The sequence below is a fragment of the Camelimonas fluminis genome, assembly GCF_014656355.1.
In the GTDB taxonomy this organism is placed as follows: Bacteria; Pseudomonadota; Alphaproteobacteria; order Rhizobiales; family Beijerinckiaceae; genus Camelimonas; species Camelimonas fluminis.
Genome location: NZ_BNCG01000008.1, coordinates 104,359 through 122,106 on the forward strand (window position 1 = coordinate 104,359; position 17,748 = coordinate 122,106).

Consider the following 17,748-nt stretch of genomic DNA (forward strand, 5'->3'; position numbering starts at 1 on the left):
GCCCATGTTCCAGAGCTGGTTCAGCCCACGCGGCACGCCGAGTTTCGAGCTGGAGCCCAGATTGCGCTCGTAGATTTCTGCGTAGTTGCCGGTGGCTTTCACGGCGCGGATCGCCCAGTCGGGGTCGAGACCCATCGCCTTGCCGAAATTGCCTTCAGCGCCGGTAAAACGGCGCACTTCCGGCTTCTGCGACTGCAGCGCCTTTTCCACGTCGGTGGAGGCGATGCCCAGTTCCTCGGCGTTGACGAGGGCGAAATTGACCCACTTCACGATATTGAACCAGGGAAAGTCATCGCTGCGGACAACCGGGCCCAGAGGCTCCCTGGAAATCACGTCCGGCAACACCGCGGCCTCGGCCGGTTTTGCCAGTTTGAGGCGCTCGCCATGCAGGGCCGACTGGTCGCGGGTCAGCACGTCGCATTTGCCGTCGGCGAAGGCGGCGATCGCCTCGGCGGCGGTCGGGAACACCTTCTCTTCATAGGTCATGGAATTGGCCTTGAAGAAATCGGCGAGATTGAGCTGGCTGGTGGTGCCGGCTTCGACGCACACCTTTGCCTTGTCGAGCGACAGGGCGCTGTCGACCCCGAGCGCCCGCTTCACGAGGAAGCCCTGGCCGTCGTGATAGGCGACGCCCGCGAAAGCCAGCCCAAGCTCCGCCTCACGGCCCAGGGTCCACGAGGTGTTGCGGGCCAGCAGGTCAACCTTGCCGTTTTTGAGGGCGTCGAAGCGCTGGCTGGCAGACAGGGGCGTAAAGGTAACCTTGCTGGCGTCGCCCAGCGTTGCGGCGGCGACGGCGCGGCAGAAGTCGACGTCGAAGCCGCGCCACGCGCCGTTGTCATCCTTTTCCGAGAAGCCCGTGACGCCTTCGCTGACGCCGCAGTTGAGCGTTCCACGCTGTTTGACCGTATCAAGCGTTCCCGCTTGCGCCGACATGACAAAGACGCCGGCCATCACGCCGATGGCGGCGCCGCCGAAACGGCGCAGGCTGGTCCATGGGGACTTGGACATGGCTCCCTTTCCCTTTCGCATATTTGCGGTCGCTGAAGTGGACGCCGGTCTGCTGGAGCCGGGTCCCTTCCCAATGTTGAGAGAAGCTTGCAGGGGCGGACGTTTGCGCCGCCCGTCACGCGTTGCTTACAACGTCGCCTTGTGGCGGATGATCACCTTCGTGCCGACGGGCACCCGTTCAAACAGGTCGATGATGTCGCCATTGGCCAGACGGAAGCAGCCGGATGAAATGGCTTGTCCAATGGTTTCCGGCTGGTTGGTGCCGTGAATGCGGAACACCGTGGAGCCCAGATAGAGCGCGCGGGCGCCCATGGGGTTGCCTGGACCGCCGGCCATGAAGCGCGGCAGGTAGGGCTGGCGCTTCAGCATGTCTGGCGGCGGCCGCCAGTCGGGCCACTCGGCCTTGCGCGTCACCTGAACCTTTCCGGACCAGGTGAAGCCTTCGCGGCCGACGCCAATGCCATAACGTAGCGCCCGCCCATTGCCCTGTACGACATAAAGGAAGCGCTCATCGGAATGGATGATGACCGTGCCGGGCGCCTCGGTGGTGCGGTATAGCACCATCTGGCGGGCGAACGGACCGTCGGTGATGCGCACCTCTTCCGTGGAGATGCGGCCCGGCTCGTCGCCGATATCCATGGTTTCGCGGATATCAGCCGGCGGGCGCGGCGGCTGTGGCGCCGCCAGGGCTGGCGTCGCGACGAGGCAGACCAGCCCAAGGCCGGATATCAAAAGACGGCGGAATGTGTTTCGATCAGATTTCATGACGCGCCGGCTCCCGTCAACTGCAACGGACGAAGACAAAAGTGCCATAGCGCCGGTGCGCGTCGGGATCGACAAACCGCATGGTCAGCACGTTGGGCGACACTGACAGCAGCTCGCGGTCCTGCGGATCGCCGGCGGGTGACTCGAAGCCGATGTAGGTCCGGCCGTCCGCTCCCGCCTTCAGGCGCAGCTCATAGAGCTTGGCGTCGTCGGCCACGTGCATCATCACGCCGTCATTGGGGCCGCGAACGATCTTGTATGGCTGGCTGCACTGGGCTTTCGCCTGGGCTTCAGTGCGCTTGCGGTCCTTGTCGGTGTGAAAAGAGGCGATGCCCCAGCTGCCGACCAGCGCGTCGCGCGAGACGCCGGTTGGACTGGGCGCCCGCGCCGTCGGCGACAGTCCTTCGCCGAGGCTGCAGGCGGCCAGCACAAGCGGCAGCGCGACAGCGCAGGCGCAAGCAGCGAGTCCCGGGCGCTTCATCCGCGCATCGCCGTCGCATGTCTGTGTCATACGTTCCCTCTCCCACATGATGCTCATCTGGCGCCGGATCCCGGGGGAATGCGGCGCGCCGGTCTTGCTCCGCATCCTGGACGTCCAGGATGCGGAGCGCCAGAGCATGATCCCAAAAAATGGACATCTCCTTGCGGTATTCACCTTAGCGATTTATCTCTTTGATAATCACTGGGAATTGTCGACTGGAGGGCCTCCTTCGTGGTTGCACGAGGTGTTGCATGGCCGTGATTGTATGGCAAAAAGGCATTGTCGTTGTGACGGCGAAGCACCTTCAAAGGCTCACAAGCGGCGCCTTCAGATACCAGCGGCGCATCCCAGCCTAACTCAGGAAGCACTACGGGAACCAGGTGTTCAGGCGTGTCTCGTTGGGAACCAGGGACCTTGTGGCAGCCGCACGGAAGGCTCAGGCCATCGCAGCTCAGGACGATGCGCCATGGGCGTCTCTGAGGACGCCCGAGGCTCGTGGACAGGACATAAGAACCCACGAGAACCAACTGGCCGCACTAAGGCGTATACTCATGAAATTGTTGGCGTTTTAGCCGCTTAATGATTCAAGGCCCCTGATTGTGGGGAGCCTTGATGAGCTGTCGTCACTACGAACTGACCGACCATGAATGGACGAGAGCCACTTTTGCCCAACAAGCCGCGTAGTGTTCCGCGCGTTGACGACAGGCGCGTGCTCAACGGCATCCTGTGGCGGTTTCGCATTGGCTCGCCGGGCGGAGACACCTGAGCGCTACGGCCCCTGCACGACCTGCTACAACCGCTTTGTCCGGTGGCGAAAAGCCGGAGTATGGGGTCGGCTTCCCGAAGCGGTCTCAGACGCTTACGAGAACGATATCGTCATGATCGGCTCCACCTGCGTCCGCGTCCACCAGCACGGGGCGACGGGAAAAAAGGGGCTGGAGACGATGGCGGCACGGGACGTTCCCGCGGCGGCCTCACGAGCAAGATCCACGCACTCGTCGGTGCCGAAGGCCGACCGGTCAAACTCCGCCTGACAGGCGAACAGGTTGCGGACTGCACGCAGGCGGAAGCACTGACCATCGACGTACAAGGCGGCCATGTACTGCTGGCAGACCGTGGTTACGATGCCAATGATCTGCGAGCGGCCATGGCGGAGCGAAACGCCTGGACCAATATTCCGCCCAGGTCCAATCGCAAGGGCAGCTTCGCATTCTCCCGGTGGGTGTACCGCCAACGCAACCATGACGAGCGGTTCTTTAACCCAAGCAGTTCAGGGGCACAGCCACACGCTAAGACAAGCGCCCCGAGAACCAATGCCGCGTATCAGCGCTACAGGCGCCTCCATCCCGGCAGACCACAATGATCCCGGCCTGTTGCAGTGGGAAACGACCGTCCCCGCGGTTTGAACACTCCATACGTGTGGCGACGTCATCATCGCCCCATCGAAAAAGCGTGGGCCTGACGGGACCACCACGCGCATCTCGACAGGATTAGCCGGAATCGTCGATTCCGACGATGTGAAGTGGAGAAAATATTGTTTCTCTACATATTCGGGATCGCCATCGTTGAAGCAGGGGCGCCGTTTTTCATCCGATGGCCGATCATCAATCTATCTGGAATAAAAACTGTTCGGGTGGGTTATGCGCATCAACATCCTGGCCGTGGCGGACGACGCCAGATACGGCAAGCTTCCGATTGTGGTTCTGACCCTGTGCGCCGCGCTTATGGCGATCGACCGCTATGATTTCACCAGTATCGGCGCTGCGCTACCACCAACTATTTCCCAGATGAAGATAAATCCCGGCTCCGCTGGTCTTCCCGGTGTCTCCGCTCTGGTTGGCATGACGCGCCGCGCGCTGGCTGACAGCTGTCCGACATGTCGCGGAGCGTCGTTGTTGACCGGCGCATCGCCATAAATTCCCTCGAAGCAGGCAATCACGACCATGCAATTCCTGGAGGGGCTGTCATGACGATCAACATTGGTCATTTTCTTGCGAAGCGCGCCCTGTTGAGCCCGCAACTGGAGGCAATCGTGGAGCCGTCCGCGGGTGGACGGCGCCAGACGTTCCGGCAGCTCAACGCACGCTGCAATCAGGTCGCGAACGCCCTGCGCGCGTCCGGCGTGGCTCCTGGTGAACGGGTCGGGCTGTTGATGATGAACGGCCTGGAATTCATCGAGTCGTTCTATGCTGTCGCGAAGACAGGCGCGGTGAATGTGCCGCTGAACTGGCGTCTGGTGGCGGACGAACTCGAATTCATTCTCAAGGATTCCGGCGCCGCCGTACTGATCTATTCTGAGGAATTCGCAGCGATCGCGGCGGAATTACACGGGCGGGGAGCAAAGACCGACATCCGTTTCTGGGTTCAGGTCGGTGGCCAGCCGGCGGCTTTTGCGACGTCTTACGACGTCTGGATGGGAGGTGCGCCGGGCGTCGAGCCTGAGCTCGCCGGCTTCGAAGACGACCTGCTGTTCATCATGTACACGTCGGGCACGACCGGCCTGCCCAAGGGCGTGATGCATTCCCACAACTCCGTGATGTGGTCGATCCTGACCGTGGCGGCCACCGCCGATGTTCGCTACGGCGACCGCTATCTGCTGTCCCTGCCGATGTTCCATGTTGGTGCGCTCAACCCGGTCATGGGTAACCTCTATCTCGGCGTCACCTCGGTCGTGTTGAAGAGTTTCGATCCGGGGCAGTCATGGGAATTGATCCGCGACGAGAAGATCACCTGCACGCTGATGGTGCCGGCGATGCTGCAGTTCATGCTTGCCGCCTACGACAGGGCGACGCACGATCACAGTTCGTTGCGCTGGTGCGTCAGCGGCGCGGCGCCGGTGCCGGTGACGCTTATCGAAACGTACGTCGCGATGGGCATCGAGGTCCTGCAGGTATATGGCCTGACCGAGAGTTGCGGACCCGGCTGCATGATTGTCGGAGAGGACGCGGTGACGCGCGCAGGCTCAACCGGCCGCGCCTTTTTCCACACCGACATGCGTGTCATCGACGGCAATGGGCAGGAATGCGCGGCCGGTGAAAACGGCGAGGTGGTGCTTCGCGGGCGACATATGATGGTGGGCTACTGGAACCGCCCCGACGCCACAGCGCAGGCCATGCGCGACGGATGGCTGCATACGGGGGATGTGGGCTCGCTGGACGAGGAGGGCTTCCTTACAATCCGCGATCGCATGAAGGACATGCTGATTTCCGGCGGCGAGAACGTCTATCCTGCGGAGGTCGAGAATGTGCTGCTCGGCCATCCAGGCGTCAGCGACGCCGCCGTGATCGGTCTGCCGTCACCAAAATGGGGCGAAGTGCCGCTGGCCGTGGTTGTCAGGAAAGATGCGGACCTCAGCGAAGCCAATGTGCTCGAATGGTGCAAGGGCAAGCTCGCACCGTTCAAGAGGCCCAAGGTCGCAGTGTTTATCGACGTGATCCCACGCAATCCGACCGGCAAGATCCTGAAGCGAGTCCTGCGCGACGCCTACGGGCAAAGCGTTAAGGCGCCCGAATGAATGCGAGCCGACAGGAAATCAGTCCGCTCAATTTCCGGGGGGTAAACCTGGCTCACCATTTCGATCACATAGCGCTTCGACCGCATTCCCGGTGCGTGAGGTTGATTGGGACGCCGGGCGATCACGGACAGGGCATGCCCCCAAGAACATAATCGCGCCGAGCTCGCTGGATCACGTCAACCAGGTGTTCCAGGCGCTTGCGCCGAACCGGTTCCCGGTTTCAGGCCTCTCTACCTTCGATCAGGTCGGGCTTCGCTTCTGAGCATGATCGGTCTTGGCTATCAGTCGCTCTCAAGAAGTGGGCCCCTCGGCCGTTGGTCGTGTCGCTGATGCTCGTATGGGGAATACCTCATCAGTCGTCGCCCCCATCCGCGATCATGCTTTTTTGAGCAGATGGTTCTCGAGGGTCAGATCCGCGACGCATTCCTTCAGCGCGCGGGCCTCACGACGCAAATCCTCGACCGCGTCGGTTGTGGCGGTACGGGCGCCCCGGCAGAAGGATGAGAAGGCGCATCGTGCAGTGTGGCGGGCCGAATTCTCACCTTCTGGATGCAGGAAATTATGCTGGAACAATATTCCAGAAGCCCGATCGAAGGCGCGCATTTGCCCACATGACCCTTGAGCTGGCTCCGGGCATCCCACGCAACTGCGTACGATTCAGGGTTGACGCCATTTGCATCATACTGTTTGGTACATTTATATAATGAAAAGTATAAATCCGGTTGGATCGAGGGACGAAGCATGCGTTTTGCGGGCAAACTTCTGGCGGGGTGCGCTATGGCGCTCCTGTCCGGCGCGGCGGCGATCGCGGAGACAAAACCGCCGTTGAAAATCGGCGTTCTGGACGACCTGTCCGGGCCGTATGAAGATGTTTCGGGCAAGGGCTCGGTGATCGCGGCGCAACTGGCGGCCGAAGACATGAAGGAAGTGCTTGGCCGCAAGGTCGAGATCGTTTTCGCCGACCACACCAACAAGGCTGACGTCGGCGCGCCGATCGCCAAGCGCTGGTTCGACGTGGACGGCGTTGACATGGTGACTGGCCTTGGCAACTCGGCGGTCGCCCTGGGCGTGCGCAACGTCGCCGCCAACGCCGGCAAGATCGACATTGTCGTCAACGCTGGCAGCAGCGACTTCAGCGGCAAATTCTGCACGCCCACCTCGTTTCACTGGGTGTATGACACCTATGGTCTGGCAAAAACCATCGGCACCGCCACAATCCGCAGCGGCGCCAAAAGCTTCTATATGATCCTGGTCGACTATGGCGTCGCCAACGCCTTGCAGCGCGATGGAACCCAGTTCGCCACCGCCGCTGGCGGCAAATCCGCCGGCAGCATTCGCGTGCCGCTGAACAACAAGGATTATTCCTCGTTCATCCTGCAGGCCCAAGGCAGCAGCGCCGACGCCATCCTGCTTGGCATTGCCGGCGCTGACCTGGTGAACTTCATCAAGCAGGCGCGTGAATTCGGCGTTTCCCAAGACAAGACGAAAATGGCGTCGTTTCTGTCCTACATCAATGATGTGCGCGGTCTTGGCATTGACGCGGCGCAGGGCCTGCTGCTTTCCGAGGCGTTCTATTGGGATCAGGATGAGAAGAGCCGCGCCTTCGCGAGGCGCTTCTACGAGCGCGCCAAAAAGATGCCAAACGGCATGCAGGCGGGCGTCTACAGCGCCGTCAACCACTACCTGAAGGCGGTGCAGGCCGCCGGGACCACCGACACCAAAGCCGTAGTTTCCAAGATCAGGGAACTGCCGGTCAACGATTTCATGTCGGACAATGTCAAGGTCCGCGAGGATGGCCGCGCCGCGCGCCCCATGTACTTGTACCAAGTGAAAAAGCCTGGCGAGCCTAAAGGCGAATGGGACGTCATGACACCGATCCAGAAGCTGTCTGCGGAAGAGGCGACGCGCCCGCTGTCAGAAAGCGAATGCAGCTTCGTGCAGAAGACCGGAGCACAACAGGGCAAATGACCTGGGCAGCAAGCCGTTTCCGTCGGGCCTGCCATCCTCCCTGTTGGCCCGACGGCGCGCTGCCGGCCAGACGAGCGCCCGTCTGGCCGGCATTTTTACCCGACAGGCAATCGTCGCGTGCCCGCATGGACGTCAGGGCGATGCTGAATGTTTCAGGGCATTGCCGCCCCGGAAGTCTGGGAACTGGGGGCGTTCACCATGCGCCGGTTCCGGGAGGTAATTCTTGAGGGGCTTCCCGGGGGAGGCTCTTGGCGCGCCAGCAAATCCCGCAAATACCGGAACGGAGGCCCCGGACCCGCATGGCTCGTTTCCGGGCCGGTGGGGCCCTATCTGTTATGTGGGGTCGCGGCCAGCAGGGTGATAGCCTACGAGATTGAGCGCCAACTGGGCGAGCGACGCCGCCAGATCTTCTGGCGACATGCGCCCCTTGTCCGAATACCAGCGATGCACCCATCGCACCATGCCGCTGACAGCCAGTGAGGCGATGCGCGGGTCTTCCACGTGGAAATCGCCGCTGGCCACGCCTTCAGCAATCAGGCGGGCCAGTTTCACGTCAAATTCCCGCTGTTTGGCGCGGATGTCAGCGATTTTTTCCGGGGTGAGATTCTTCTCTTCCTCAAGCATGATCGCAGTGAACCGCTGGCGCTCGATATTGCTGCGCACATAAACGGTCACGAACATATGTAACCGCTCGACGGGCGAACCATCGCTGTTGCCGAGCGAATCGGCGATATCCTCATAAAGATCAAAAAAAGCCTGATCGAACCAGGCTTCAAGGATGGCGTATTTATTCTTGAAATAAGTATAGATAAACGGCTTGGTGACACCAAGCTCGGCCCCGATATCATCGATCGTCGTCTTCTGAAAGCCTTTTTCATAAAAAAGCTTCGTCGCAGCCGACAGGATCAACTCACGCTTGTACTCCCTGACCTGCGTTTTGGCGCTCATATCAACCCTTCAGAGCAGCCCCGGCCGCTGCATTGCCTATCAGATACAGCCAAACCCGGGCCTTGCGCCAGCCCTGACCTCCGGTTCCGGGCGCCCCCCCTGGCGTCGGGCCCGGCGCTCACGGGCTTCGGTCAGGCGGATTTCATCTCATCACGGGCGCGCCGGGCCAGCATCACGCGCTGCACCTTGCCGGAAGCCGTCATCGGCAAGCTGTCGACAACCACGAGATGACGCGGAATCTTGAAGCTGGCGATTTTGCCCTTGCACGCCTTCTGAACGTCTTCCAGCGCGCAATCCATGCCTGGTTTCAGGACCACGTAGGCGCATGGGGCCTCGGCGAGACGTTCGTCCGGCACGCCTACCACGGCCACCTGTTCAATCGCCGGCACAAGGGCAAGCAATTCCTGCTCCAGCGCCGCTGGCGAAACGTTCTCGCCGCCAACCTTGAGCATCTCCTTGTAGCGACCGAGGAACTGCCTGAAGCCGTCCGGGCGCAGGAAACCGCGATCACCCGAATGCAGCCAGCCGTCGGCGTCGATTGTCTTCGCCGTCGCCTCCGGGTCGCGGAAATAGCCGCGCATCACCGTGTAGCCGCGCGCCAGGATCTCGCCCTCAACGCCCGCTGGCCGGTCGGCGCCAGTTTCCGGATCGACGATCCGCACCTCGAGGCCCGGCATCGGCCGGCCAGAAGTCGTGGTGCGCTGCTCCAGGCTGTCGTCCAGGGTGCTCATAAAGACGTAGCAGCCGACTTCCGACATGCCCCAGCCGGATACCGTGGCGCACAGCGCGCCCTGCGCCGCGGCGGCGACAGCGTTGGAATTCTCCATGCCCGCCGGCAGGGTGCCGAACCTGAGGCTGGAAACATCGCGCGGCTGCCGGGCCTGCACCCTGAGAACGTCGGCGTAATGGGTCTCGAAGCCATGCATCGCCACCACGCGCTCGCGGGCGATGAGATCCAGAACTTCCGCCGGGTCCCAGACGTCCATCACCACCTGATGCGTGCCGATCAGCAGTCCGGCGACGAGGTTGTCGGACAGCCCATAAGTGTGGAAGGCGGGCAGAAAGGCCAGAACCGCCTCCCCCGCCTTAACCGGCCACAACAGGTGCCGCTCCAGAATATTGCGCACGATGCTGTGGTCGTGCATCACGCCCTTGGGATTTCCCGTCGTACCCGACGTGAAAATGATGAGCGCTATATCCTGTGGCGACACCATCCCGGCGGCCGCCTCCAGTTCGTCCGGCGAAACCTCGTCGGCCCGGGCGAGGAAGCGCTCCCAGGATGTTGCCGCATCGCCCGGCGCGTCGCCAACGATGACAATGCCCTTGAGGTGCGGAAAGTTCTCTGCACCGTTGAATTGCTGGCCGTCAAATCCCGGCAGCGCGCCCTTCAGCATGCCGGCATATTCCACCGGGCCTGAGCGCTCCACAACGAACAGCATCCTGCATTCGGCAAGTTGCAGGGCATAGGAGACGTCGTATTCGCGATAACGGGTATTGAGCGGCGCGACGATGGCGCCGATGCGCTGGGCGGCGAGGAAGATAACCGGAAACTCGATCCGGTTGGTCATCCAGACGCCGACGACCTCGCCCTTGCGCACGCCATGCGCCAGCATCGCCCTGGCGGCCAGATCGACCAGACCGTCCAGTTCCCCGAAAGTGAGCCGTCGGTCGCGGAAGCTGATCGCGGTTCCATCAGGCCAGAGCCGGGCGGCGCGGCCGGACAGGTCGCCGAAGCGTGTGACTGTTTCTGACACGGACGTTTTCTCCCTCAGGACCACTTCATAACAGTTTTTTGCACATTGACCCGGTGTCTCCGGTCCGGGCCCATGTTCCATGGCGACAGTTTACGTTGCGCGCCGGATTGTCGCCAACGGCATACGGGCGCCTTTCCGGCGCACCGGCGGAGAACCAGGGGGCATGGTTCAGCAGCAACAATTTTCGCTCTGGCGAGGGCGCAAACGCCCGGCGCCATGCGGCTCCCCCTACAGATCGGCGTTGAACTTCTGCGACATCAGCGCCTGGGACAGTCCGCCGTCGCAATTCAGGTTCTGGCCAGTGATGAACGACGCCACCGGCGAGGCGAGGAAGACAATTGCATCGGCCAGTTCGGACGGCCGCCCCAATCGCCCCATGGGAATGCGCGCTGCCCGCTGGCTGATGTCTTCCGGCGACAGCACCGCGCGCATCAGCGGCGTCTCTACCGTTCCAGGGCTGACCACATTGACGCGCACGCCGTAGTCGACCCATTCCATCGCCATGGTTTTGGTCAGGGCGATCAGAGCGGCCTTGGTGACGCCATAGGGACCGCCGTTGGGATAGGCGCCAATGCCGGCCAGCGAGGCGATATTGACCACCGAACCGCATGGACTCTCACGAAGATGCGGCAGGCAGGCGCGCGCCAGCATGACGGCGCCCTCGACATTGACGCGGAAGCTGCGGCGCCAGACCTCCAGGTCGCTGTCCTCCACGCGCCCAGCCTTCACCAGCGCGGCGGCGTTGACAAGGATGTCCAGCCGGCCCCACGCCGCCACCCCGGCGGCGACTGCGGCGTCGATGTCCGCCTGCTCCGCCACGTCCATGGCGACGGCGATGGCTGCGCCGCCGTCGGCCACGATGGCCGCGGCGACGCGATCCGCCGCCTCCCCGCGGATGTCGGCCACGACCACCTTGCCGCCATTGGCGGCGATGATGCGGGCCGTCTCTTCGCCAATGCCGCTGCCGCCGCCAGCGACAAGCGCCGCCAGCCCGTCAAGCTGCGACTGGCGCATCCATGCGCGCGGGCGGGGTGCGACGGGGTCGTGTACGTGCATGCGTCCTTCTCCGGTTCTGCGATGCCGGCCCGGGCTCCAGGCGTTGTCGCCCAGCGACGGACACAGCTACCGCAGGGCCTGGAATGCTGGAATGTACCCAACAGTACTGTTCGATTCTACTAGGTAGATTGCCTGGTGTAACGGCCAGGTCTGGTTCAGAAATGCGCCGGTTCCGGCAGGAATTTCGCCATCGACCAGCCGCCGTCCACTGGCAGCACCACGCCATGGATGAAGCCGGCGTTTTCCGACGCCAGGAAGGCGCAGGCCTCGCCAATCTCCTCCGGCTGGCCAACGCGGCCGAGCGGCGTGCCCTCGACCATCATGCGACGCCACCATTTGTTGTTGCGGATGCGCTCGTCAGTGCCTGGGCTCCAGATCAGGCCAGGCGCCACGGCGTTGATGCGCACGCCGTCACGGCCAAACTCGGTGGCCAGCATCGTGGTGATGCCGATGACGGCGGATTTGGTCGGCACGTAGGCGGCGCTGACGCCAACCCCCACCAGACCGAAGGCCGAGGCGATATTGACGATGGAGCCTTTTGATTCCTTCAGCGCCGGCAGGGCGAAACGGCACAGCCGCAGCACCGGCCGCACATTGATGGCATAGTAGCGCTCGTAGTCGTCGTCCGTGGTTTCGAGGAACGGACGGGCGTTGCCGAGACCGGCGTTGTTGACCAGAGCGTCTAGGCGGCCAAAGCTGGCGAGGCAGCCGGCGATCGCCTGCTCGCAGTCCGCCGCCTCGCGCAGGTCGCCGACCTGGTGGGCATAGTCCTCATGGGCGGCGAGCGAGGCGTCGGCCGGCTTCTGGTCGACGCCGAACACCCGCCAGCCGTGCTTGAGAAACACCCGGACGATGCCGAGGCCGACGCCCTGCGAGGCGCCAGTAACTAGTGCGATGCGCTTCATGCGGTTTCCTTCCCTGTCATGGCGTCGGACGCCCATTGGCGCGCCCTGCCACTGTCATTTTTCAGTTGGAGAGCTTTTCGCGGCGAACCCGGATGCCGGCGCGCTCGCGGTCCCAGGTGGCGTCGGTCACGCCCTCTGCCCGCAGCACGTATTTCTCGATTTTCTGTGTCGGCGTGCGCGGCAGGTCGGCGACGACGCGGATGTAACGGGGGACCATGAAGTGGGCGAGGCGCGGCTGCAGGAACGCCAGCAGCTCCGCCGGATCGATGGTTGCGCCCGGCGCGGCGGCGACGATGGCCAGCACGTCGTCCTCGGAATGTTCGCTGGGCACGCCGACCACGGCGCATTCGCGCACTGCAGGATGGGCGAGAATTTCCGCCTCCACCTCGAAAGAGGAAATGTTCTCGCCGCGCCGGCGGATGGCGTCCTTCATGCGATCGACGAAGAAGTAGTTGCCGTCGGCGTCGACGCGGAAGGCGTCGCCGGTGTGGAACCAGCCATTGCGCCAGGCCGCCGCCGTCGCCTCCGGATTGCCGAAATAGCCCGAGTTGAGCGCCCAGGGCGCGTTGCTGCGGACGATCAGCTCGCCGATCTCTCCGGGCGCGACCTCGCAGTCATGGGCGTCGACAATGCGCAACTCGTTGCCAGGGCGCGCCTTGCCGCAGCTCCCCGGCGTTGCCGGATTGCGCTCCGAGACGATCGGCGTGTTCAGCTCGGTCATGTTGAACAGGGTCCACACGTCGACGCCGAAGCGTTCGGCGAACGCCTGTGAATCGCCCGGAAGCGGGATCATGGTGACCTTGCGCAGGGTATGCTGACGATCTTCCTCCGATGGCGGGCGCTTCATGATGAAGCTCGACATCACCCCGAGCAGGATGCTGTAGGTCGCCTGGGTGGCGTGCACCGCCGGCCAGAACCCTTCGGTGCTGAAATCGCCGCCGAGCCCGACCGTGCCGCCCCGGTCAAGCATCAGCAACACTGGCAACGTGCCGCCGATGTGGAAGAGCGGCAGGAAGCACAGCACGCTGTCGGTTTCGTCGAGCATGGGATAAGAGGCCCGCCCGCCCATGCGCCACATGTGGGCGTAGGAGCTGACCACCCCCTTCGAGCGCCCGGTCGTCCCAGAGGTATAGATGATCGACTGCGGGTCCCACGGCTCGATGGGCCGGGCCAGCGGCGGCAGCTCCGATGCGTCGCGCGCCACGGCGGCGAGCGGGACCAGCTCGACGCCGTCGATGACCGTATCCGCCCCGCCCTGAGCGACGATGGTGCGGATGGCGCCGCGATCGACGTCCTGCAGCCGCCCCAGCAGTTCGCCGGAGGCGACCAGCACCGAGGCGCCGCCATTGGCCAGCACGTGGGCGAGCACGCCGCCCCGGTAGGCGGTGTTGATCGGCACGTAAACGGCGCCGAGCCAGTTGATGGCGAACCACACCCGGACGATGTCGATCGTGTTGGGCAGCCACACATTGACATTGTCGCCCTGCTTCACCCCGAGCGCGGCGAGGCCGGCGGCCAATTCCTGAACCGAGCGGCAAAACGCCTGGTAGGTGATGAGCGAGCCATCCGGAAACCGCAGAAACGGCCGGTCGGGATGCAGTGCGGCGCGGCGCTCCAGCACATAGCGCAACACCACCTCGTTGCGGTCGGGCGCGCGGCCCGGGTGATCTGCGGCCTCGGTCTGCAATGCGGATATCCCTATCTGTTCAGGTTCTGACCCTGGCGCCATGGCCCGCCGGCGGATCATGGCGCCAATCCGACATGCCGGTTCAGGCGACCTTCAGCTCATCCATTCGGGGGGCGCCGAGGTCCGCCTCGAAGCGGGCGTAGGTCCACGGCCACGACACCACATTGCCCTGCTTGTCGAAATACCAGCTGGTGCAGCCGCCGGTGGCCCAGACCGTGTGTCTGATTGCCTCCGACACCTCGGCATTGAACGTCTCGGTCGCCTCGCGGGTCGGTTCGATTTCGCGGCCTTTGCCATCCGCCAGCATCCGCACCAGCTGCATGGCGTAGCCGATCTGCACCTCGGCGGTCCGCAGATAGGAGAAGTTGCCAATGGGGCTGTTGGGGCCGCCAATGAAGAACAGGTTGGGAAAGTCGGGCACGGCCACGGAGCGGTAGGCCTGGCAGCTGTCCTTCCACCGCTCGTTCAGCGTGACGCCATTGCGGCCGGTGATTACCGCCGGGCGAAAGAAGGCAAAGGGATCAAAGCCGGTGGCGTAGACGATGACATCCAGTTCATGCAGCGCCCCATCCTTCGTGCGCACCCCGCCCGGCTCGATGCCGGCGATTGGCGTATCGACCAGATGGGCGTTGTCCTTCTGGATGGCCGGATAGAATTTGTCCGAGACAATCAGGCGCTTGCAGCCGGTCTGGTAGTCCGGCGTCAGACGGCGGCGCAGATCCGGATCGTGGACGTTGTTCTCAAGGTTTTCCCGGCAGGCGCGGGCCATTTCGGCGAGGGCTTCGTCATTGGCGCCGACCAGCGCCGAGGCGAAGCGGTTGTTGAAGACGTCGTTGAGGAATGCGTAAAGCTCGCCCATCTTTTGGGGATGGTCGCGGAACTGCTGCTTCTTCTCTTCGGAGAAAGCATTGTTCGGCACCGGGCTGATCCACTGTGGCGTGCGCTGGAACAGCGACACGGAGGCAACCTGGTCGACGATGGCCGGCACGATCTGGGTCGCGGTGGAGCCGGTGCCGATGACGCCGACGCGCTTGCTGGCAATGTCCAGCTCCTGGTCCCAGCGCGAGCTGTGGAACGCCGCGCCGGCGAAGCTGTCCCGGCCGGGAATATCCGGCAGCACCATCTGGTGCAGGATGCCAGTGGCGAGGATCACGGCGTTGTACAGCCCCTGGTCTCCTTGCGAGGTCACCACGCGCCACAGGCCGTCGCCAACATACTCCGCCGTCTCCATTTCATTCGACAGGCGGACATGGTCGAGAACGCCAAGATCCCCGGCGACCTTGCGGAAATAGGCGTGAATCTCGGCGGCCGGCGAGTACTCGTGGCTCCATTCGGCGTTGGGCGCGAAAGAATAACGATAGAGATGCGAAGGCACATCACAGGCCAGGCCCGGATAACGGTTGTCGCGCCAGGTGCCGCCCACATCGTCGGCGCGCTCGAAGATGTCGAATGCGACGGCCGCTTGCCTGAGCCGGACGCCCGCTGCAATGCCCGACGCCCCTGCGCCAATGACGGCGACCCTGAAGGGAGTGCTTCCCATGGCTGTTTTCCCGCTTGCCTGACAGATTTCAATGAGGCGACATAACTAATCGGTACTTAAATATACCGATTAGTATATCTAGCGCAAGCCCCCCCTTCGCATGCAGTTTTCCAGATGAAGAAGGGAACTGACTGGTCCGCTGCTGCCCTCGGAGCGAAGACGCGCTTGACGACCGGCGGCGGCCTGACATCGCCCACCGGCTCCAAACCGATTTGAAGTTGGATCTGGCCCAGTAGGGAGGACCAGACATGAAGCGCAGGCGGTTCCGGAAGAGCAGGTTATCGCCGTCCTGAAGGAGGCGATGAAGAAGGTCGCCGGCAAGATCAAGGGCGAGCTGGCCCAGTACCGCGAAATGACGGCCTTCGCCCAGTTTGGTTCTGACCTTGACGCCACCACCCAGCGCCTGCTGAACCGCGGCGCGCGCCTGACCGAACTCCTGAAGCTGTGTTTCCTTCCGTGTCTGTGGCGCTTGTCAGCGTTCAGCGCGACAGGGCTTCCGCCTGCATCGCCTTAATCCCTCCGAAGACAAGGAAGCTTATCAGCGCGAGGGTCAACGCCGAGACTGCGCCGTAGAGCGTGACCCAGCTGACGCCATTCGCCAGCGCGTCGCGGGCATTGGCGATGGAAAACCCGTGGATCTCTGCGGCGGCAAGATTTCCCGCCGATATGGCGTCCGCCAATGCCCGGAGCGTGGTTGCTGCCGGGGGGTGCGGGAGCACCTGGGCAAGGTGAGCGTAGACGCCGCCCAACAGAACAAGACCCATGATGGCAATATTGACCGACAGCGAAATGAACCGTGCGCTCATATCCATGCCCGACGCCATGCCGGCCCGCTCCGGCGGAACGGCAGCAGTCGCGGTGTTGGTGACGGGCGTGTTGGTGAAGCCAAGGCCGATCCCGGCGATGATACAGCCGGGAAGCAGCGTCATCCAGTTCGCATGATCGCTCGCGATGGCAAGATGCAGAAGGACGAAGCCTGCGCCAATGGTGAATAGGCCGAGAGGGATGACCAGTCCGGGGCCGCGGCGCAGAAGCAGCCGCTCCGCAAGCGGCGGAACCATGATCGTCGGCACGGTATAGGCCAACACGGTCAGGCCCGCCGCGATGACGTCATAGCCCAGCACGGCCTGGAGATAGATCGGCAGATAGATCACGAAAGGCCAGAAGCTGAAATTCATACCGCTGGATCCGACCAACGCGCCCGAAAGCCTGCGAATACGCAAGGCGGAGAAGTCGAACATCGGACGCGCAATGCGGCTCTCGACGGCGACGAACAACACGAAACTCGCGATGCTGACCGTGAGGATCGCCAGCACAAGCGGATTTGTCAGGCCCAATTCCTGGCCTTGCGTCAGCAGATAGACGCTTCCGAACACTGCAATCGACAGGGTGACCATGCCGGCGTGGTCGATCCGGGTCGCTTGCGGATCGGACGATTCCTCGACGCCCTGGTGAGCAAAGAGGATCGTGAGCGCGGCGATTGCGACGTGGATCAGAAACACCCATTGCCAGCTTGCCAGCGTGATGATGCCGCCGCCGACGATCGGGCCGAAGCCAAGGCCGATCCCGAAGATGATGCCCCACCAGCCGAACGCCTTGCCGCGCTCCGCTCCGTCGCGAAACTGGTGCGACAGCACCGCGACCTGGCAGGCGAGCATGGCCGCTGCACTCAGGCCCTGAAGAAAGCGCGCCGCGATCAGGAGCGGCGCGCTGGTCGCCAGCCCGCAGACAAGGGATGCGATCCCGAAGACCACGACGCCGGATATGAAAATGCGCTTGCGGCCGAAGCGGTCGCCCAGAGCGCCCATCGCCATCAGCACCGCGCACATGGCGATGGTGTAGGCGTTCATGATCCATTGCAGTTGCCGGAAATCGGCCGGGAGAACGCTTTCGAGCGTCGGCAGGATGGAGGGGATGCTGGTTATTTCCAGTCCGAGCATGAGCGCCGAAAGACATACGGCGACAAGCGCAAAACTATTCCTGGATGAGGAAGCAGGTTTCATATCTGGGCCCTGTATTGCATGCAGCACAAGGCGCCACATCGCCTGCGGCGATAACGTTGCTCGGCTCACCCTGCACGCGACGATGCGGTTCGCTTGCAGAAATGCGGCCGGCATGATCA

Annotated in this window: 13 protein-coding genes and 3 pseudogenes; 5 read left to right on the forward strand and 11 right to left on the reverse strand. The window is 63.2% G+C overall.

What is annotated here, in order from left to right:
- The 3 genes from IE243_RS11020 to IE243_RS11030 all read right to left on the reverse strand — a co-directional run.
- The coding region (locus IE243_RS11020; protein WP_191319448.1) for an amino acid ABC transporter substrate-binding protein at positions 1-1,008 on the reverse strand (1,008 nt) is incomplete at its 3' end.
- Between the two features lie 126 nt (positions 1,009-1,134).
- Positions 1,135-1,773 carry a L,D-transpeptidase gene (locus IE243_RS11025; protein WP_244643072.1) on the reverse strand — a complete coding sequence of 213 codons (639 nt, stop codon included), beginning with the start codon at positions 1,771-1,773 and terminating at the stop codon, positions 1,135-1,137.
- A gap of 16 nt (positions 1,774-1,789) precedes the next feature.
- Positions 1,790-2,284 carry a hypothetical protein gene (locus tag IE243_RS11030; RefSeq protein ID WP_244643073.1) on the reverse strand — a complete coding sequence of 165 codons (495 nt, stop codon included), beginning with the start codon at positions 2,282-2,284 and terminating at the stop codon, positions 1,790-1,792.
- Positions 2,285-2,866: 582 nt separating this feature from the next.
- On the opposite strand from IE243_RS11030, the pseudogene IE243_RS11035 reads away from it, so the two are divergent.
- From IE243_RS11035 to IE243_RS11045, 3 genes and pseudogenes are all read left to right on the forward strand, one after another.
- A pseudogene (locus IE243_RS11035) lies at positions 2,867-3,544 on the forward strand (IS5 family transposase); the annotation flags it as partial.
- A gap of 350 nt (positions 3,545-3,894) precedes the next feature.
- Positions 3,895-4,170, forward strand: coding sequence for a hypothetical protein (locus tag IE243_RS11040; protein WP_191319449.1), 276 nt, complete (start codon positions 3,895-3,897; stop codon positions 4,168-4,170).
- A 50-nt stretch (positions 4,171-4,220) separates the two neighbouring features.
- On the forward strand, positions 4,221-5,768 hold the full coding sequence (locus tag IE243_RS11045) for a long-chain-fatty-acid--CoA ligase (RefSeq protein ID WP_191319450.1): 1,548 nt from the start codon (positions 4,221-4,223) through the stop codon (positions 5,766-5,768).
- Positions 5,769-6,112: 344 nt separating this feature from the next.
- On the opposite strand, the pseudogene IE243_RS11050 reads toward IE243_RS11045, so the two are convergent.
- Positions 6,113-6,254, reverse strand: a pseudogene (locus IE243_RS11050) (IS3 family transposase); the annotation flags it as partial.
- Positions 6,255-6,545: 291 nt separating this feature from the next.
- Between IE243_RS11050 and IE243_RS11055 the strand changes: the two are divergent.
- Positions 6,546-7,736: an ABC transporter substrate-binding protein gene (locus IE243_RS11055; RefSeq protein WP_191319451.1), complete on the forward strand. Its 1,191-nt coding sequence runs from the start codon at positions 6,546-6,548 to the stop codon at positions 7,734-7,736.
- A 333-nt stretch (positions 7,737-8,069) separates the two neighbouring features.
- Here IE243_RS11055 and IE243_RS11060 read toward each other — a convergent pair whose 3' ends face one another.
- The 6 genes from IE243_RS11060 to IE243_RS11085 all read right to left on the reverse strand — a co-directional run bounded on the left by IE243_RS11060 (position 8,070) and on the right by IE243_RS11085 (position 15,626).
- The gene (locus IE243_RS11060) at positions 8,070-8,684 is read right to left on the reverse strand and encodes a TetR/AcrR family transcriptional regulator (RefSeq protein WP_191319452.1); all 615 of its coding nucleotides are present in this window, start codon (positions 8,682-8,684) and stop codon (positions 8,070-8,072) included.
- 131 nt (positions 8,685-8,815) lie between these two features.
- Positions 8,816-10,438 carry a class I adenylate-forming enzyme family protein gene (locus tag IE243_RS11065; protein ID WP_191319453.1) on the reverse strand — a complete coding sequence of 541 codons (1,623 nt, stop codon included), beginning with the start codon at positions 10,436-10,438 and terminating at the stop codon, positions 8,816-8,818.
- 228 nt (positions 10,439-10,666) lie between these two features.
- Positions 10,667-11,494 carry an SDR family NAD(P)-dependent oxidoreductase gene (locus IE243_RS11070; protein WP_191319454.1) on the reverse strand — a complete coding sequence of 276 codons (828 nt, stop codon included), beginning with the start codon at positions 11,492-11,494 and terminating at the stop codon, positions 10,667-10,669.
- A gap of 155 nt (positions 11,495-11,649) precedes the next feature.
- Positions 11,650-12,399, reverse strand: a complete 750-nt coding sequence (locus IE243_RS11075) for an SDR family NAD(P)-dependent oxidoreductase (protein ID WP_191319455.1) — start codon at positions 12,397-12,399, stop codon at positions 11,650-11,652.
- Between the two features lie 61 nt (positions 12,400-12,460).
- Positions 12,461-14,086 (reverse strand): AMP-binding protein, encoded by a 1,626-nt coding sequence (locus IE243_RS11080; RefSeq protein ID WP_210319844.1) that lies wholly within the window; start codon positions 14,084-14,086, stop codon positions 12,461-12,463.
- 82 nt (positions 14,087-14,168) lie between these two features.
- A complete protein-coding gene (locus IE243_RS11085; protein ID WP_191319456.1) occupies positions 14,169-15,626 on the reverse strand; it encodes a flavin-containing monooxygenase in 1,458 nt (485 codons plus the stop codon).
- Positions 15,627-15,921: 295 nt separating this feature from the next.
- Between IE243_RS11085 and IE243_RS11090 the strand changes: the two are divergent.
- Positions 15,922-16,068 (forward strand): annotated as a pseudogene (locus IE243_RS11090) (hypothetical protein); the annotation flags it as partial.
- A gap of 37 nt (positions 16,069-16,105) precedes the next feature.
- On the opposite strand, the gene IE243_RS11095 reads toward IE243_RS11090, so the two are convergent.
- Positions 16,106-17,629 (reverse strand): MFS transporter, encoded by a 1,524-nt coding sequence (locus IE243_RS11095; protein ID WP_191319505.1) that lies wholly within the window; start codon positions 17,627-17,629, stop codon positions 16,106-16,108.
- Positions 17,630-17,748: the final 119 nt, after the last annotated feature.